Raw genomic sequence first — 17,972 nt, forward strand, 5'->3', positions numbered from 1 at the left:
GGGCCGTTCACGCGGGAGCGACCTAACCGTTTCGCGGGGGAGGGGCATGAACCGGCTCGGGACCGGATCGAACCCTTCTTTTCCCCCGGTCGCGCTCGGGGCGAACGAATGGACGCCGGACTCCTCTTCGCGCTCGCCGCCGCCGTCGTCTGGGGGGCGTACCTCTTCGTCCTGAAGCGCGCCTTCTCGGAGTATCCTCCCGCCGCGCTGACCGTGGCGATAAACGCCGCGGCGCTCGGGTGGTTCCTCGCGGGGACCGGGCTCACGGTCGGCTTCGGCGACGCCGCGGCCGGGCTGGCCGGGCTCGTCGTCCCGCGGCGGTTCGCGGTCGTCGCCGTCACGAGCCTCGCGACGGCCGCGGCGTTCGTCCTCTTCCTCCGCGCCATCGAGAACGGTGCGGTGTCGTACGTCGCGCCGATCAACAAGGTCGTCCCGATGTTCGTCCTCCCGCTGGAGGTCGGGCTGCTCGGGCAGGTGTTAGCGCCGATCCAGGTCGCCGGCGTCGTCGTCACCACGCTCGCGGTGTACGTCGCGAACTACGAGCCGGGAAGCTTCTTCGCGCCGCTCGCGCGGGCCGCCCGCTCGCGACCCGCGCAGCTGGCGCTCGCGAGCGCGGCCTGCTACGCGGTCGCCGACGTGGGCAAGCGGGTCGCGCTCCAGGAACTCGCGATCCCCGGCACGCTCTGGGTGCCGCTGCTGCTCGCCGGCGTGGCGGTCGTGCTGCTCCCCGCGGCGGTCCGGAACCCCATCGAGGCGGGCCGAGACGACCTCCCGAAGTTCCTCGCCGCCGGCGCGCTCGTCGCCGTCGGCGAGCACCTGACGACGGTCGCGTTCGCGGCGCTGCCCGCGAGCGTCGCCTCTCCCGTGATCAACACGCAGGCGATCGTCGCGGTCGTCCTCGGCGGCCTGCTGCTCGGCGAGCGCCACTTCCGGCTGCGGCTCGTCGCGGCCGTCCTCGCGGTGGTCGGCGTCGCGATGATCGCGGGGTGAGGCGGCGCGCGGGACGAGCCGCCGCCCGCCTCGACCGTCACGCCTGCCGCTACCCGAGAGACACTTGCCCGTTCGGCCCGTACCGATCGTATGAACTCCTCGCCGGAGTCGAGCCCGATCGACCACGCCGAGTCGGTCGTGAACGCGCTCGGCGACGGCGCGTACGTCCTCGACGCCGACCGGAACCGCGTGTTCGTCAACGACCGGCTCCGCGAGGTGACCGGGTTCGACGAGGCGGTCCTCCACGACGAGCACCCGGAGCGGCTCGTCGAGGAGGGGTACTGGTCCGAGGAGACCGGCGAGCGCTACCGGGCGGCCGTCGAGCGCGTCCTCGCGGGCGAGACGGACGACGAGCGCGTCCAGCTCACGATGACGCTCGCGGACGGGCGCGAGGTGACCACCGAGACGCGGCTGACCCCCGTCGAACGGGACGGCTCGGTCGTCGGCGCGGTCGGGGTGGTCCGCGACGTCACGGACCGCGTCGAGCGAGAACGAGAGTTAGAGCGGCTCAACGAGCGGCTCGAACGGCTCGCCGGCCTCCTCTCGCACGACCTCCGGAACCCCCTGTCGGTCGCGCGGGGGTACGTCGACCTCGCCCGCGAGACGGGCGACACCGAGCGGCTGGCGGCCGCCGAGGAGGCGCTCGACCGGATCGAGTCGATGATCGACGAGGCGCTGGTGATGGCCCGCGATCCGGACGCCGTCGAGACCGCGGACGCCGCGGTCGACCTCGGAGACCTCGCCGCCGACTGCTTGGAGTCGGGCGACGTCGGCGACTGCCCGGCCGACGCCGAGCTCGTCGTCGAGGACCCCGGGCCGGTGGCCGGCGACCCGACCCTGCTCCGGCGCGCCGTCAGCAACCTCATCGGCAACGCCTTCGACCACGGCGGCGACGAGCCCACGGTCCGGGTCGGCGTCGACGACCGAGGCGTGTACGTGGCCGACGACGGCCCGGGGCTTCCGGACGACGAGCAGGCGCGCGCGGAACTGACCGACTTCGGCGTCTCGCCGGACGGCGGCACGGGCATCGGACTCGCTATCGTCGAACGCGTCGCGGCCGCGCACGGCTGGACGCTCGAGATCGGCGAGTCCGCCGAGGGCGGGTTCCGCGCGACGCTGGTCGGTGCGACGAAAAAGTGAATTGGGGACAGAGGAACTACAGCTCTGATTTATTTCCCCAACCACTAAGGTAGATTACAACAATCTCGCTGCTATGACGTTCACATCCGGAGTCGTAGCATTAGTACCAGCCGACTTCGGGACGATCAGTGACACACACATCTCTGAAGAAGAAGGTGAAGATAATACTGAATGTTATATTGATATTAAGAACGAGAAAGTGTCTCTTGATGGTAATATTTTATTCCAAGAAGGCCTGATCGCCGCAAAGCGAACTCTAACTGAAAAACAGGTTCTTATCGATAATGGGTCTGTTGATGTCACAGAAACAAGGCAATCTGATTGGGACTGGGCGAGGATCTGGAGTGTTCCTGACAAATTTATTATGGTATCAAGATCAAGCGGCACATTCCCATTCGACAAACTATCTGAGGCGATAGATCTAGATGTTCGTAGGGCAAGCTTCAACTTGACTGAAATTGTTCAAAACCATCCTGGACACTGGATGGGTGGATTTGAGGATAGAGAAGAACGCGTTCGATCTGGAACACTGTACGGAGACGAGATTGAACGTGATATCGATATGGGTGACGCATTTATAAGTGCTGACAAAAACCAAATTGGCCCCATTATTGAATTTGACGGCCGTGAAATCAAAGCACGAGTTACAGCCGATGGATTCGTACAGGTTGTATCTCCCGGAGATTACGAGAGAGAGAAATTCCTCTCGTTCGTTGAGGAAATTCTCATTACCTATGCCTACTGAATCGGTGTGAAATATTTGCGAATTCCTCGGCTCAGTAAGCGAGGATCACTAAACCTCATCTCCAAAGTTGAATCTTTGAATACAGCTCTCATTTCCAGATCCTCATCTTCAATCACGCCATCTGTGACTGGAGTCTGTCCGAATAATGTGCCTGTAAGAAAAGTTGTACTTGGAGAGCCTTGGAAATTCTCCTCAGCACGACTACTAATGTCGCTAGCAACCCGTTCAAAAGTCCGTAGTGATTCATCAGAGCGATATCCAAACGTCATTGAATTTTGAGTTTCAACCCGCAATTCAAATTTCTCAGAATTTCCATGTGGATCATCAAATGAAGGTTCATTTTCAATACGAACCTCTATTGGTGTAGATATTCCCGGGATGCTCACTTTCAGACAGTCATCTGAAAGGCCCTCAAATGTAATTTCATCAATATCTTGTTTTAATTCATTGAAGAACCTCATATCAAGGGATCTTGTAGGTGGATCTGAGTATCGGTCTACTCTAGTTAAATTAATATCGACTTTTGAGTCAAATATATAGTTCTTTGTGCGTCGCCACTTGCGAACAATTTCCGACTTAAATACATAACTCAATATTGCTACTGTACCTGTCGCTACCACCCCCGCAACAATTTGCCAGATAAATCCTGATAGGGAAGGTAGCATTTGTCTGTTGGACAATTGTCGCGTCCAATAAAACATCTTGTGTAATCTGGTAACCTATTTTTTGCTCAACTAGGGCCGGATATTCTATAACCTACACTTGGAAATCGGTGGCTTAAATTTCCGTGAACTAATACAGATGACTGCGTGCGAGGGTAGCCAAGCCCGGAAACGGCGGCGGATTCAAGCTCCGCTCCTGTAGAGGTCCGTGGGTTCAAATCCCTCCCCTCGCATCGCCGGGTTCAACCCCCGTGATGCGGAAGACGCTCTCGGAGCGCTCTTCCCTCGCAAAACTTCACTCGACTCACGCAGAGCCCCCGGTATCGTCAAGCCCGGAAACGGCGGCGGATTCAAGCTCCGCTCCTGTAGAGTTCTCGTGAGCGAGCGACGCGAGCGAACGAGAGCACGCGAGTCGCAGCCGGCGAGCGAAGCGAGCCGGACCGTCTCGCGGTGGTCCGTGGGTTCAAATCCCTCCCCTCGCATCGCCGGGGTCAACCCCCGTGATGCGGAAGACGCTCTCGGAGCGCTCTTCCCTCGCAAAACTTCACTCGAACGCGACCAGCCGCGGCCGCGTCGCGGTCGGCAACTCCGCTCCGGCTCGGTCCGAGCGACGTGGATTTTTATCCTCACCCGCGAACGGGTCCGTATGAGAGAACGGACGCGTCGCGACCTGCTCCGCGTCGCCGGCGGCGTCGGCGTCGCGGGACTCGCTGGCTGTAGCTCGCTCGGCGGCGACTCGTCGGGCGACGGTGACTCGCCCGCCGCCGGCGCCGGATCGGGGTTCGACGAGGTCGACCTGCCGCTGGACCTCGACGCCCGACCGCAGTCGTCGGACGGACTCGCGTCGCAGTTCCGGCAGGGGCTCCGGAACCACGGCCACATCGACGCGACGATACCCGAGACCGTCGAGGTGCGGTGGTCGGTGCCGGCGAACCGCGGCGAGCACTCCGCCTCGAAGGGCAGTCCGATACCGACGCCGGCGGGCGACATGCTCGTCGCCGACGACACGGGCCGGATCCAGTCGATCGCGGTCGACGGGACGACGAACTGGGCGACGGACCTCTCCGACGCCAAGTGGGGGAGCCACGGCACCCCCGCGATCGCCGACGGCTTGGCGTACGTCGGCACCTACGACGGCGTCGTCTCCGCGGTCTCGGTCGCGAGCGGCGAGATCGAGTGGCAGACCGACGTCGGCGACGCGGCCGCCGCCAGTCCGACGTACCACGACGGAACGCTGTACGTCGCCGTCGAGTTCTCGCCGCCGAGCGGCGCCGCCGTCGCGCTGGACGCCGAGACCGGCGACGAGGTGTGGCGCGACGGCCGGCCGACCGACCACCCGCACTCGACCGTCGCGGTCGACCTCGACCGCGACCGCTTCCTGTTCGGGGCCAACGACGGCCGCGTCTACGCGTGGTCCCTCTCGGACCGCGAGCGCGCGTGGACCTTCGACACCGGCGGCGACGTCAAGGCGCCGATCGCGGTCAGCCGCGGGATCGCGGTGGTCCCGTCGTGGGCCGGCACCGTCACCGCCGTCGACGTCGCCGACGGCTCCGGGATCTGGGAGTTCCAGACGGACGACTCCGTGTCGCCGTCGGCCGAGCCCGACCCGATCCGCACGGGCGGCGTCATGTGCGCGCCGGCGGTCCACGACGGCACGGTGTACGTCGGGAGCCACGACACGAACGTCTACGCGATCGACTTAGCGACCGGCGAGGAGCTGTGGTCGACCCCGACCGACGGGTGGATCACGGGGAACGTGACCGTGACGAACGGGCACGTCCTCGTCGGCTCGTACGACGAGCACCTCTACGCGCTCGACCGCGGGGACGGCTCGGTGACCTGGGCGGTCGAGGGCAACGGCGAGGTGACCAGCGCGCCGTTCGTCACCGACGACGGGGTCTACTACACCGAGCGCGCCCCGGAGGACACCGACGAACCCGGCATGTGCTACCGGCTCGCCGCGCCGGAGTGAGCCGACCGCCACGCTATCGGGCGGTCGGGCGGTCTCGGCGGAGAGTCACGAACGTCCACCCGAAACGGAGGGTCCGAAACGGTTTTGCCGGCCCCTGACGGACGGTCGATATGCCAGCAGATCCCGACACGGGGTACGACCCCTCGCTGGGTCGGAAGTTCGTGTTCGTCACGGGCGGAGTGATGTCCGGGCTGGGCAAGGGCATCACGGCCGCCAGCACCGGGCGCCTCCTCGCCAACGCGGGCTTCGACGTGACCGCCGTCAAGGTGGACCCCTACCTCAACGTCGACGCCGGGACGATGAACCCGTACGAGCACGGCGAGGTGTACGTCCTCAAGGACGGCGGCGAGGTCGACCTCGACCTGGGCAACTACGAGCGCTTCCTCGGCACCGACATGACGTTCGACCACAACGTCACCACGGGGAAGACGTACCAGCACGTCATCGAGCGCGAGCGCGCCGGCGACTACCTCGGCAAGACCGTCCAGATCATCCCGCACGTCACCGACGACATCAAGCGCCGCATCCGGGAGGCCGCCGAGGGCTCCGACGTCTGCCTCGTCGAGATCGGCGGGACGGTCGGCGACATCGAGTCGATGCCGTTCCTCGAGGCGCTCCGCCAGTTCGCGCACGAGGAGGACGACGAGGACATCCTCTTCACCCACGTCACGCTCGTCCCCTACTCGAAGAACGGCGAGCAGAAGACGAAGCCGACCCAGCACTCCGTGAAGGAGCTGCGCTCGATCGGGCTCCAGCCGGACATCCTCGTCGGCCGTTCCGAGGACCGACTCGACCCGGAGACGAAAGAGAAGATCGCCTTATTCTGCGACGTGCCCACGGACGCCGTCTTCTCGAACCCCGACGTCGAGGACATCTACCACGTCCCGCTGATGGTCGAAGACGAGGGGCTCGACGAGTACGTGATGGAGCGGCTCGGCCTCGTCGACGAGGCGCTCCCGAAGGAAGAGCGCTCGACCGAGTGGCGCGACTTGGTCACCCGCGACCGCGACGAGGAGATCGACGTGGCCCTGGTCGGCAAGTACGCGCTCGAGGACGCCTACATGTCGATCCACGAGGCGCTGAAACACGCCGGCATCCAGACCGGCACCGAGGTGAACGTGCTGTGGGTCGACGCCGACGAGACGCGGGAGGAGCACGAACAGCGGCTCGCCGAGGCCGACGCCGTCGTCGTCCCCGGCGGGTTCGGCTCCCGCGGCACGGACGGGAAGGTCGAGGCGGTCCGCTACGCCCGCGAGAACGACGTGCCGTTCCTCGGGCTCTGCTTGGGCTTCCAGATGGCCGTCGTCGAACACGCGCGCAACGTCCTCGGGCTCGACGGGGCGCACTCCGCGGAGATCGACCCCGACACGCCCCACCCCGTCATCGACCTCCTCCCCGAGCAGTACGAGACGGAGGACATGGGCGGGACGATGCGGCTCGGCGCCCACGAGACCGACATCGAGCCCGGCACGCTCGCCGCGGACGTGTACGGCGCCGACTCCTGTACGGAGCGCCACCGCCACCGCTACGAGGTGAACCCCGAGTACATCGACGCCTTGGAGGCCGACGGGCTCGTCTTCTCCGGGCGCGCCGACAACCGGATGGAGATCCTCGAACGCCCGGACCACCCGTTCTTCTTCGGGACGCAGGCGCACCCCGAGTTCCGGTCGCGCCCGGACCGCGCGAGCCCCCCCTTCGTCTCGCTCGTCGAGGCGGCGCTGGGATCGACGGACACAACCGAGCGGAACGCGGACGTGAGGCTATAGATGGTCGAGACGGAGGCATTCATCGCGGAGGCGAAAGCGGAGATCCGGGAGGCGATCGGCGACGCGAACGCCGTGATCGCCCTCTCGGGCGGCGTCGACTCCTCGGTCGCGGCGACGCTCGCGTACGAGGCGGTCGGCGACCAGCTCACCCCCGTCTACGTCGACACGGGGCTGATGCGGAAGGGCGAGACCGAAGAGATCCGCGACACGTTCGACTTCATGGAGTCGCTGCGGGTGATCGAGGCGCAGGACCGGTTCTTCGACCGGCTCGCCGGCGTCACCGACCCCGAGGAGAAGCGCCACGTCATCGGCGAGGGGTTCATCGACGAGTTCGAGACGGTCGCGCGCGACGTGGGCGCCGACTTCCTCGTCCAGGGGACGATCTACCCCGACCGCATCGAGTCGGAGGGGAACATCAAGTCGCACCACAACGTCGGCGGGCTCCCCGAGGTCGTCGACTTCGAAGGGATCGTCGAACCGGTCCGCGACCTCTACAAGGACGAGGTGCGCGAGGTCGCCCGCGCGCTCGGACTCGAGGAGATCATCTCCGAGCGCATGCCGTTCCCCGGTCCCGGGCTCGCCGTCCGGATCGTCGGCGAGGTGACCCCGGAGAAGGCCGCGGTCGCCCGCGAGGCGACCCACGTCGTCGAGGAGGAGCTGGAGGAGTACGACCCGTGGCAGGCGTTCGCCGCGGTCCTCGGCAAGGCGACGGGAGTGAAAGGCGACAACCGCGTCCACGGCTGGGTCGTCGCCGTGCGCTCCGTCGAGAGCCGCGACGGGATGACCGCCCGCGCGCAGGAGCTCGACTGGAGCACGCTCCAGCGGATCCAGAGCCGGATCACGGGCGAGAACGAGAACGTGGCGCGCGTCGTCTACGACGTGACCCACAAGCCGCCCGCGACGATCGAGTACGAGTGATGGCGGGAGCTCCCGTCCGCCCCGACGGCGGTCGCGCCGAGGGGGAAATCGCGATCGTCGCCGGCCCCGACGAGCACGGCCTCGGCGAGGAGCTGGCCGCGCTCGGCGTCGAGATCCGCCGGATCGAGGGGCTCGTCACGGCGGCGAAGCTGGAGGACGCCGGCGTCGCCGACGCCGACCTGTTCGTCCTCACCGACGTCGAGGAGGCCACCGGCATCCCGGTCGCGAAGGAACTGAACCCCGACGTCCGGATCGTCACGTACGCGGGCCGGTCGCTGCCGGAGTTCGTCGCGACCGTCGCCGACCTCGCGGTCGACCCCGACCTGCTCGACGCAGCGACGGTCGCCGAGGAGCTGCTGTCCGACGACGACGGCGAGCCGTGAGCGGGGAGGACGACTCGACGGCGGCCGAGGAGGGCGACGGGGACGCGGCCCGAGACGACGCGTCCGACGACGCCCCCGCGACCGTCCCGGTCACCCTCTACACCCGCGAGGACTGCTCGCTCTGTGTCGTCGCCCGCGAGACGATCGAGTCGGTCGCGGCCGACCTCGACGGCGTACGGGTCGACCTCGACGTGATCGACGTCGACACCGACCCCGAACTGGCCGAGGAGTACGGCGAGCGCGTCCCGTACGTGCTGGTCGACGGCCACCCGGCGTTCAAGTACGAGGTCGACGAGCGAGAGTTGCGTCTGAAGCTGTTGGCGGCGACCTGACGCGGTCGGCGCCCGCGCCCCGCCCGCGATTCGCCCGCGCCCCGCCCACCATCACCCGCGATCTCTCCTACCGCGACCCGACCCTTTAGGTTCGTGTCCCTCCCTCTGATTAGCATGGCAAAAGGAGGCACACACCTGTTCACCGGCGGTCGAGTCGCGGACGCGGACGGAACCCGGCGGGCCGACGTGGCCGTCGTCGACGGCGAGATCGCGGCGGTCGGCGACCCGGAGGCGGCCGCGAACGCGGTCGCGGACGTTCCGGACGAGGAGATCGACCGCGTCGACGCGAGCGGCCGCGTCGTCGCGCCCGGGCTGATCGACGCGCACGTCCACGCCATGATGGACGGGCGTCCGGACGTCTCGACCGCGGTGTCCGACAGCGACTACACCGCGAGCTACCGGGCCGCGAGCAACCTCGAAGCCGCCGTCGAGGCCGGCGTCACGACCATCCGAGACCTCGGGAGCCGCGGGACGCTCGCGCTCGACGCGGGCGAGGCGGTCGCGGCGGGCGATATCCCGGGCCCGCGCGTCCTCGCGTGCGGCCGCAACGTGATCATGACCGGCGGCCACGGCAACTGGTTCGGCCGCGAGGCCGACGGCCCCGCGGAGGTGCGGAAGGCGGCCCGCGAGCAGCTGAAAGCGGGTGCGGACGTGCTCAAGTGTATGGCCACCGGCGGCGTCCTCACCGAGGGCGCGGTGACGGGCGCGCCCGAACTGACGCCCGAGGAGCTGGCCGCGTTCACCGACGCGGCCGCGCCGACCGACACGCCGACCGGGGCCCACGCCCACGGCGAGGAGGGCATTAAGAACGCCGTTGAGGCCGGCATCTCCAGTATCGAACACGGGACGTTCATGGACCGCGAGGCGGCCGAGATGATGGCCGAGCGCGGCACCTACTGGGTGCCGACCGCAAGCGCGCTCCGCGGGATCGTCGACAACGGCGTCGAGGCCGGAATCCCCGAGGACGCCGTCGCGAAGGCGGAGGACGCCGCGAACCGCTTCGAGGACGCGTGGAACCACGCGCTTGACGCCGGCGTCCCCATCGCGATGGGCACCGACGCGGGCACGCCGTTCAACTTCTTCGAAGAGATTCCGCAGGAGATGGCCCACATGGTCGACTACGGGCTCTCGCCGGAGCGGGCGCTGGAGGCCGCGACGGTCAACGCCGCCGACCTGCTGGGGCTTGACGACGTCGGCCGGGTCGAAGAGGGGTATGTGGCGGATCTGGTCGTCCTCGACGCCGACCCCACGGAGGACGTGACGGCGTGGCAGGATCCCGAGGCGGTGTTCGCGCGCGGCGAGCGCGTAGAATAGGGTGTGTGGTTCCGCTTCGGCTCTCATAAGCGACTGAGAGGTGCCGCCGTAGGCTGTTTCCAACCGACCGACGATTCTGCGGTGAACGCGTCGAAAGCCTCAGTCGCTTGTTTATAAATGATCGACAGTGGATCGGCGGTGAGGACCTCCAAAGCCCCAGTCGCGAGGGCGCCGTACGCTCGTTGCGCTCCTCACTCGGTCGCTCACTCCGTTCGCTCCTTCGTTGCGGTGCTTACATCGCCTACGGCGCCCTCGCGACTGCCCCTTTGAGTCCCACCCGACCACGACCGCACAGCGCCTCACGCCTCCCCAGCCTCGTCGGTCGCCGTCGCTTCGCTCGGCGACCGACTCCCTCGCGCGTGCGACTCGCGCCCTTCGGGCGCTCGTCGGCACGCAGGGAGGCGCGACGCGCCTCTTGCAGCCGGCGGCGGAGCCGCCGGCAACGCCACCGCACCGCGCGTCCGTTTATAAGTAGCTATCGCCGCCGCGCTGATATTTAAATACTGTCTCGCTGCCGCCGATCTGCGTAGCCGGCCGCGGAGGGAGTCGAACGGTCGCCTTTAACCCGAGCCGACGCAAGAGTCGGTCGATGACGAGCGCGCAATCCGGGTCGTCGACCCGGCACGCGGACCCGGACGAGAACCCCTACGTCGAGGACCCCCCGACCGACTTCGACCCGGTCGACGACCTCTCGCCGGACGCGGCCGCCGAGCAGGCGGCTCGGCTCCGGGCGGCGCTCCGCGAGCACGACCATCGGTACTACGTCGCGGCCGATCCTCTGATCTCGGACGAGGCGTACGACCGGCTGTTCGCCCGGCTGGAGGAACTGGAGGGCGCGTTCGACCTCCCGACCGAGGGCTCGCCGACTCGCCGGGTCGGCGGCGAACCCCTCGACGCGCTGGAGACGGTCGAGCACGTCGCGCCGATGCTCTCGATCGACAACGACACCGACGCGGACGCGGTCCGAGAATTCGACGAGCGCGTCCGCGAGGGGCTGGCCGACGCGGCCGAGTCAGGCGACCTCCCCGAGTTCGACCCCGACGACCTCGCGTACGTCTGCGAGCCGAAGTTCGACGGCCTCTCGATCGAAGTGGTGTACGAGGACGGCGAGTACGTCCGCGCGGCGACCCGCGGCGACGGCCGCGAGGGCGACGACGTCACCGAGCAGGTCCGGACGATCGGCTCGGTCCCCGGCCGCCTGCGCGGCGACGATCACCCCCACCGGCTCGCGGTCCGCGGAGAGGTGTACATGCCCCGCGACGCGTTCGAGGCGTACAACGACGAGCTGATCGAGCGCGGCGAGGAGCCGTTCGCGAACCCGCGCAACGCCGCGGCCGGGACGCTCCGCCAGCTCGACCCCGCGGTCGTCGCCGAGCGCCCCCTCGACGTCTTCTTCTTCGACGTACTCGCGTGGGAGGCGGGCGAGGACGGCCCGGAGCGCCCCGCGCGGCACCGCGACGCGCTCGACGCGTTCGCGTCGCTCGGTCTGCCCCGGAACGACCGCGTGGAAGTCGTCGACGACGTCGAGGCCGCCATCGAGTACCGCGACGCGATCCTCGACGCCCGCGACGACCTGAACTACGCGGTCGACGGCGTCGTGATCAAGGCCGACGCGCTCGCGCACCGCGAGGCGCTCGGGGCCACGTCGCGCGCGCCGCGCTGGGCGTTCGCGCACAAGTTCCCGCCGCGCACCGCGACGACGACCGTCGAGGGGGTCACGGTTCAGGTGGGCCGAACCGGGCGGCTCACGCCCGTCGCCGAGCTCGATCCCGTCGACGTCGGCGGCGTCACCGTCTCTCGCGCGACGCTCCACAACCCCGCCGAGATCGAGGCGCTCGGCGTCAACGTCGGCGACCGCGTCCGGATCTACCGCGCGGGCGACGTGATACCCTACGTCCCGGAGGTCGTCGAGAAGCGCAGCGAGGGGACCTACGAGTTCCCCGAGGAGTGTCCCGTCTGCGGCGCTGAGATCGAGCGCGACGGGCCGCTCGCGTTCTGTACCGGCGGGCTCGGCTGCTCGGCGCAGTTAGAGCGGGCGGTCGAACACTGGGCGCGCCGCGACGCGCTCGACGTCGAGGGGCTCGGTCCGGAGCGCGTCGAACAGCTCCGCGAGGCCGGCCTCGTCGAGTCGCTGCCGGACCTCTACGACCTGACCGCCGAGGAGCTGGCCGACCTGGAGGGGTGGGGCGAGACGAGCGCCGAGAACCTGATCGCGGAGCTCGACGCGACCCGGAACCCGCCGCTCGACGACTTCCTCGCCGGGCTCGGGATCCCCGACGTGGGCGCGACGACGGCCCGCGCGCTCGCCGCGCGCTTCGGGACGCTCGACGCGCTCCTCGACGCCGACGAGGCGGCCCTCCGCGAGGTCGACGACGTCGGGCCCGAGGTGGCGGAGTCGATCCGCTCGTTCCTCGACAGCGAGGAGAACCGCGCCGCGATCGAGGGGCTCTGCGAACGCGGCGTCGACCCCGAGCCGTTCGAGACCGACGCGGGCGACGGCCCGGTCGACGCGCTCGACGGACTCACGTTCGTGTTCACCGGCTCGCTGTCCGTCCCGCGGAGCGAGGCGCAGGCGCACGTCGAGGCGCACGGGGCCAACGCCACGTCGAGCGTCTCCGGCAACACCGACTACCTCGTCGCGGGCGAGAGTCCCGGGCAATCGAAGCGCGACGACGCGGCCGCCGAGGACGTGCCGGTCGCCGACGAGGACGAGTTCGCCGACCTGCTCGCGGAGCGCGGCGTGGCGTGGCCCCCCGAGGGCGACGAGTAGCGACGGCGCGGCCGCTGCGCGGTCGAGTCGCTGGCGCGGTCGAGTCGCAGGAAAAAAAAAACCGCTCGGAAAAACGGGTCGCTCGCCTCAGGCGAGCGGGAGGACCGTCGACAGGATCAGCACGGTGATCAGCCCGGTCACCGAGATGATCGTCGTGAGCGCGGTCCACGTCTGGAGCGTCTCCCGCTTGGTGAGCCCGCCGATCTCGCTGACGAGCCAGAAGCCGGAGTCGTTGAACCACGAGAAGATGTTCCCGCCGGCGCCGATGACCATCACCAGGTACGCCGGGTGAACGGTCAGCTGTCCGGTGAGCGGCGCCATGATCCCCGCGGCGGTCAACATCGCGGCCGTGGCCGACCCCTGCGCGATGCGGACGATCGCGGCGATGAGCCAGGCCGTAACGAGCAGGCCGATGCCGACCTCCTGAAGCGCGTTGGCCAAGTAGTCACCGATGCCGGACGCGGCGAGCAGCGCGCCGAACGCCCCGCCGGCCGCCGTGATCGCGGCGATGTTCCCGCCGCTTTTCAGCGCCTCGGTGAGCTCGTCGCTCCACTCGCTCCGGGTCATCGCCTCGTAGCGGTAGAACGTGTACGCGGCCGCGAGCGCGGCGATAGTCAGCGCGACGTTCTTGTTGCCGAGGAAGTCCGTGATCGGCTGAAGCGAGGCGAGCGCCGGAAGGACCTCTTGGAAGGTGTTGACGGCCGTCGAGGACGCGATCAGCAGCACCGCCAGCAGGATCGGCGCCAGCGATTCGAGCACGCCCGGCAGCTCGCTGGTCGGCCGGTCGGCGACCTCCTGGAGCTCCTCCGTCGACGTCGACATCGTGTCCCGCAGCGGGATGTCGAGCCGGCTGTTGATCCAGCGCCCGTACACGAGCCCCGAGACGACGGCGGCCGGAATCGCGACGGCCAGCCCGACGAGGATCGTCGTCCCGAGGTTGCTCCCGATCTCGGCGGCGACCGCGAGCGGGCCCGGCGTGGGCGGGACGAACACGTGCGTCGTCGCCGCACCCGCACCGACGACGACGATGAACAGCGTGTAGTCGCGGCCGACGCGCGCCCGCATCGAACGCGCGAGCGGCGCCATCAGGTAGAACACGCTGTCGAAGAACACCGGGATCGCCAGCACCGAACTGCTTCCGAGCAGCGCCACGTCGGAGTTGCTCTCGCCGAGGAGGTTCTGGAACCCGCGGACGACCCGTTGGGCCGCACCGCTCTCTAACATCCCCTTGCCGATGACCGCCGCCATGAGGATCGGGATGCCGATCCCCGCCATCCCGTTCCCGAACGCCGTCGCGACCTGGCTTCCGGCGTCGGCGGCGGTGAAGTCGGCGACGAAGATTGTGTTCACCACGCCGACCAGGAACGCCGAGATGATCAGCCCGATGAACGCCGGGAGGTCCAGCCACACGAGCAGCGCGACGACGATTATCAGTCCAATTATGAAAGTTAGTAGCGGACTATGCGAGAACTCGATAGCTGACTGAAGCGGTATCGGAGCCATGCCGGTGATACTGTTCGATATTATCATTTAAATCTTTTTGCGGCCCCAAATTTGTAGGCAGAACGGCAAAAAGACCGAAAAATAGTCGATTTTTATCTGTGAACTAATTCACCTCGGACGGCGAAAAGTAGTCGGGAAATCAGAAGCTAATTTTTATTACTGCTAAACGAACACTTCTGTCGGCGGAGAAATGATACGCTCACCGACATGGGCGCCGAGCGGACGGCGCCCCCGCCACCCCGCGCCTCGACCCGCAACCATTTATGAACTCACGCCGGAATCCGGAGGCATGACCGCCATCGAGCTGCGGGGCGTGACCAAGGAGTTCGCCGATGTCACGGCCGTTCGCGACCTCGATCTCACCGTCGAAGACGGCGAGGTGTACGGATTCCTCGGGCCGAACGGCGCGGGCAAGTCCACCACGATCGACATGCTCTTAGACCTCGTCCGCCCGACCGCGGGGACGGTCCGCGTCCTCGGCGCCGACGTCGCGACCGAGGGGGTCGATATCCGCCGCCGGACCGGCGTGCTCCCCGACGGATTCTCGGTGTACGACCGCCTCTCCGGTCGGAAACACGTCGAGTTCGCCGTCGAGTCGAAGGAGGCCGCCGACGACCCGGACGCGCTCCTCGACCGCGTCGGCCTCGCCGACGCGGCCGACCGCTCCGCCGGCGAGTACTCGAAGGGGATGCGCCAGCGGCTCGCCCTCGCGATGGCGCTCGTCGGCGACCCCGACCTGCTGATCCTCGACGAGCCGTCGTCCGGCCTCGACCCGGCCGGCGCCAAGGAGATGCGCGAGATCGTCCGGACGGAGGCCGAGCGCGGCGCCACCGTCTTCTTCTCGTCGCACATCCTCGAACAGGTCGACGCCGTCTGCGACCGCGTCGGCATCCTCCGCGACGGCGAACTGGTCGCCGAGGACTCCGTCGAGGGGCTCCGCGAGGCCGTCGGCGGCGAGGAGACCCTGGAGGTCGCGGCCGCGGGCGCCGACGACGACGCGGTCGCTGCGGTCCGCGCGCTCGACGGCGTCTCCGGCGTCACCCGCGACGGCGACGAACTGGTGGTGGACTGCGCCAGCGACGCGAAGACGGACGTGATCGCCACCTTGGAGGACGCCGGCGTCGCGGTCGCCGACTTCCACACGCGCGAGGCCTCGCTGGAGGACCTCTTCTTGGCGTACACGGAGGCCGACGCGACTGAGGGTGACGCCGGTGCGGTCGCGTCCACGTCGAGCGAGGACGAACCGGCGGAAGGGGAGGTGGACCGATGAGCCTCGCCGCCATCGCCCGGAAGGACTTCCAAGAGACCGTTCAGTCGCGGGGCATGATCGCCCTCGTGGTGCTGTTCTCGCTGCTCGTCTCGGCGTTCGCGTACGCCGTGCGCCCGACCGGCGAGAGCGAGCAGTTCGCCACGGAGCTACTGCTGAGCGCCTTCGTCGGCCGCTTCCTCGTCACGACGCTCATTCCCCTCGTCGGCGTCGTCGTCGGCTACAACGCGGTGAGCGGCGAGCGCGAGTCCGGCTCGCTGAAGCTCCTCCTGTCGCTGCCGCACTCGCGGGCCGACGTGGTCTTAGGGAAGGTCGCCGGCCGCGGCGCGGCGCTCGCGCTCGCGGTGTTCGCCGGGTTCCTGCTGCCCGCGCTGGTGCTGATCGCCGCGTCGGTCGTGTTCAACGCCGGCGCGTTCCTCGGGTACACCGTGTTCGCGGCCGCGCTCGGCGTCGTGTTCGTCGCCATCTCCGTGGGCTGCTCGGCCGCGTCCTCCACTCAGCGCCGGGCGCTCATCGGGGGCGTCGCGATATACGTCCTCTTCGTCCTGCTGTGGGGCCCCCTCACCGGCCAGCTGGTGGGCGCCGTCGGGCCGGTCGTCGACGCGCTGCCCGTGTCCGCGGCTCAGGTCGACGTGTTCCTCCGGGTCTCGAACCCGACGACCGCCGTGGAGGCGCTGTCGAACGCCTTCCTCGCGGAGCAGCTGTTCACCGGCGACACCGTGAACCAGCAGCTGTCGGCGGCCGCGATGCTCGTGTTCTGGACGCTCGCGCCGCCGCTCGCCGGGCTGCTGAAGTTCGACGCGGACGACCTGTAGGCGCCCCCGTCGTAGAGCTTTTCGGGCCGATGCGCGCGGGTCGACGGGCGCAACAATAGCTACAAACGCTCGCACGAATAGCCTGTGCGTATGGAGACTGCCCACGACGTTTTCGTCGGGAACTCGACCTCGCTCTCGGAGATAGAGGACGACGGCGTCGAACTCGTCGTCACTTCTCCGCCGTACCCGATGATCGAGATGTGGGACGACCTCTTCTTCTCGCTGAACGCAGACATCGAAACGTCTCTCGACGAAGGCGACGGTCGGCGGGCCTTCGACCTGATGCACGAGGAGCTCGCCGAGACGTGGGACGAAGTCGAACGGGTCCTCGTTGACGGCGGGATCGCGTGTATCAACGTCGGCGACGCGACTCGGAAGGTGGACGACAGTTTCAGAGTCTACCAGAACCACGCGCGTATCACCGAGCGCTTCGACGAGATGGGGTTTGAACCCCTCCCGGACATCCTCTGGCGGAAACCCGCCAACTCGGCGGCGAAGTTCATGGGGTCGGGGATGATGCCGCCGAACGCGTACGCGACGCTCGAACACGAGTACCTGCTCGTCTTCCGTAACGGGAAACAGAGCCGTGAGTTCCCGTCCGGGACCGACGTCCGATACGAGTCGGCGTACTTCTGGGAGGAGCGCAACGAGTGGTTCTCCGACGTCTGGGAAGACGTTCGGGGAACGTCACAGGAGCTAACGGACGCCGACACCGAGCTCAGGGACCGTTCGGCCGCGTACCCGCTGGAGGTCCCGTACAGGCTCATCAACATGTACAGCGTCTACGGAGACACAGTGCTCGACCCGTTCTGGGGGACCGGGACGACCTCGCTGGCGGCGATGATCGCCGCTCGGAACTCCGTCGGGTACGAGCTCCAAGAGAAGTTCACGGAGGTGTTCGACGCGGAGGTCGCCGACGTCGCGGAACTCGCTCACGCCACGGTGTCGAAACGGGTTCGAGACCACGAGGAGTTCGTCGAGCAGCGCTTGGAAGACGGCAAGGAGTTCAAATACGACGCCGAAAACTACGACTTCCCGGTCACGACGAAACAGGAGAAACCCCTCCAACTCTATACGATCGACGGCGTCGAGCAGACGGAGAGCGGATACGCCGTGACGCACTCCCCGTACAACGAGTCCGAGTCGATCGACGGGGACGCGGGCGGCCACGGACAAGCGACCCTTGGGAGCCAGTTTCGGTAACTTCTCCAAGCCTTCAACCGGCCCCTCCGTACCTGCGGCTCGCGAAGTTGCTCGCCCAGGAGATGGGGGTCGCGTTAAGTTTGGCGTGAATTGTGGTAGACGGCGAAGGCTTCGAGCCAGTTTTGAGCTGTCTCTAGCGCGACATTGCTAAAACTATTCGCAAACGATGATGTTCGTCGTTCTATTTCCCAA

The 17,972-nt window shown here is 67.5% G+C and carries 15 protein-coding genes, 1 tRNA gene and 1 pseudogene; 14 read left to right on the top strand and 3 right to left on the bottom strand.

Translation table 11 applies throughout. The features are described from left to right. Nucleotides 1-108 precede the first annotated feature (108 nt). The 3 genes from DVK07_RS11730 (at nt 109) to DVK07_RS22205 (ending at nt 2,875) form a co-directional block, all read left to right on the top strand. Nucleotides 109-990: a DMT family transporter gene (locus tag DVK07_RS11730; RefSeq protein WP_121597230.1), complete on the top strand. Its 882-nt coding sequence runs from the start codon at nt 109-111 to the stop codon at nt 988-990. Between the two features lie 90 nt (nt 991-1,080). Further along, entirely contained in the window at nt 1,081-2,130 is a 1,050-nt protein-coding gene (locus DVK07_RS11735) for an ATP-binding protein (protein WP_121597231.1), read from the top strand. Nucleotides 2,131-2,203: 73 nt separating this feature from the next. Further along, nucleotides 2,204-2,875 (top strand): hypothetical protein, encoded by a 672-nt coding sequence (locus DVK07_RS22205; protein WP_147441153.1) that lies wholly within the window; start codon nt 2,204-2,206, stop codon nt 2,873-2,875. Here DVK07_RS22205 and DVK07_RS22210 read toward each other — a convergent pair. Continuing rightward, complete coding sequence (locus tag DVK07_RS22210) at nt 2,869-3,540, bottom strand: hypothetical protein (protein WP_147441154.1); 672 nt, start codon at nt 3,538-3,540, stop codon at nt 2,869-2,871. The genes DVK07_RS22205 and DVK07_RS22210 overlap by 7 nt on opposite strands. 146 nt (nt 3,541-3,686) lie before the next feature. On the opposite strand from DVK07_RS22210, the gene DVK07_RS11740 reads away from it, so the two are divergent. From DVK07_RS11740 to ligA, 8 genes are all read left to right on the top strand, one after another. Next, nucleotides 3,687-3,770, top strand: a tRNA-Leu gene (locus tag DVK07_RS11740). A 413-nt stretch (nt 3,771-4,183) separates the two neighbouring features. Beyond that, complete coding sequence (locus DVK07_RS11745; RefSeq protein WP_121597232.1) at nt 4,184-5,509, top strand: PQQ-binding-like beta-propeller repeat protein; 1,326 nt, start codon at nt 4,184-4,186, stop codon at nt 5,507-5,509. Nucleotides 5,510-5,619: 110 nt separating this feature from the next. Then, on the top strand, nt 5,620-7,275 hold the full coding sequence (locus tag DVK07_RS11750) for a CTP synthase (RefSeq protein WP_121597233.1): 1,656 nt from the start codon (nt 5,620-5,622) through the stop codon (nt 7,273-7,275). Continuing rightward, the gene (gene guaA / locus DVK07_RS11755) at nt 7,276-8,193 is read left to right on the top strand and encodes a glutamine-hydrolyzing GMP synthase (RefSeq protein ID WP_121597234.1); all 918 of its coding nucleotides are present in this window, start codon (nt 7,276-7,278) and stop codon (nt 8,191-8,193) included. Further along, on the top strand, nt 8,193-8,576 hold the full coding sequence (locus DVK07_RS11760) for a CTP synthetase (protein ID WP_121597235.1): 384 nt from the start codon (nt 8,193-8,195) through the stop codon (nt 8,574-8,576). The genes guaA and DVK07_RS11760 overlap by 1 nt, the downstream gene beginning before the upstream one ends. Continuing rightward, nucleotides 8,573-8,908 carry a glutaredoxin family protein gene (locus tag DVK07_RS11765; RefSeq protein ID WP_121597236.1) on the top strand — a complete coding sequence of 112 codons (336 nt, stop codon included), beginning with the start codon at nt 8,573-8,575 and terminating at the stop codon, nt 8,906-8,908. The genes DVK07_RS11760 and DVK07_RS11765 overlap by 4 nt, the downstream gene beginning before the upstream one ends. A 114-nt stretch (nt 8,909-9,022) precedes the next feature. Further along, a complete protein-coding gene (locus tag DVK07_RS11770; RefSeq protein ID WP_121597237.1) occupies nt 9,023-10,222 on the top strand; it encodes an amidohydrolase family protein in 1,200 nt (399 codons plus the stop codon). A gap of 589 nt (nt 10,223-10,811) precedes the next feature. Further along, nucleotides 10,812-12,992, top strand: coding sequence for an NAD-dependent DNA ligase LigA (gene ligA, locus DVK07_RS11775; RefSeq protein ID WP_121597238.1), 2,181 nt, complete (start codon nt 10,812-10,814; stop codon nt 12,990-12,992). An 87-nt stretch (nt 12,993-13,079) separates the two neighbouring features. Here ligA and DVK07_RS11780 read toward each other — a convergent pair whose 3' ends face one another. After that, nucleotides 13,080-14,495: a GntP family permease gene (locus tag DVK07_RS11780; RefSeq protein WP_121597239.1), complete on the bottom strand. Its 1,416-nt coding sequence runs from the start codon at nt 14,493-14,495 to the stop codon at nt 13,080-13,082. Between the two features lie 289 nt (nt 14,496-14,784). Between DVK07_RS11780 and DVK07_RS11785 the strand changes: the two genes are divergently transcribed. From DVK07_RS11785 to DVK07_RS11795, 3 genes are all read left to right on the top strand, one after another. Then, entirely contained in the window at nt 14,785-15,765 is a 981-nt protein-coding gene (locus DVK07_RS11785) for an ABC transporter ATP-binding protein (RefSeq protein WP_121597240.1), read from the top strand. Beyond that, entirely contained in the window at nt 15,762-16,577 is an 816-nt protein-coding gene (locus tag DVK07_RS11790; protein WP_121597241.1) for an ABC transporter permease, read from the top strand. Before DVK07_RS11785 ends, DVK07_RS11790 begins: the two co-directional genes overlap by 4 nt. A 90-nt stretch (nt 16,578-16,667) precedes the next feature. Continuing rightward, on the top strand, nt 16,668-17,780 hold the full coding sequence (locus tag DVK07_RS11795; protein WP_121597242.1) for a site-specific DNA-methyltransferase: 1,113 nt from the start codon (nt 16,668-16,670) through the stop codon (nt 17,778-17,780). Between the two features lie 74 nt (nt 17,781-17,854). Here the strand turns inward: DVK07_RS11795 and DVK07_RS23635 are convergent. Then, nucleotides 17,855-17,972, bottom strand: a pseudogene (locus DVK07_RS23635) (IS6 family transposase); the annotation flags it as partial.

Source organism: Halorubrum sp. Atlit-26R, from assembly GCF_003666015.1.
Lineage (GTDB): Archaea > Halobacteriota > Halobacteria > Halobacteriales > Haloferacaceae > Halorubrum.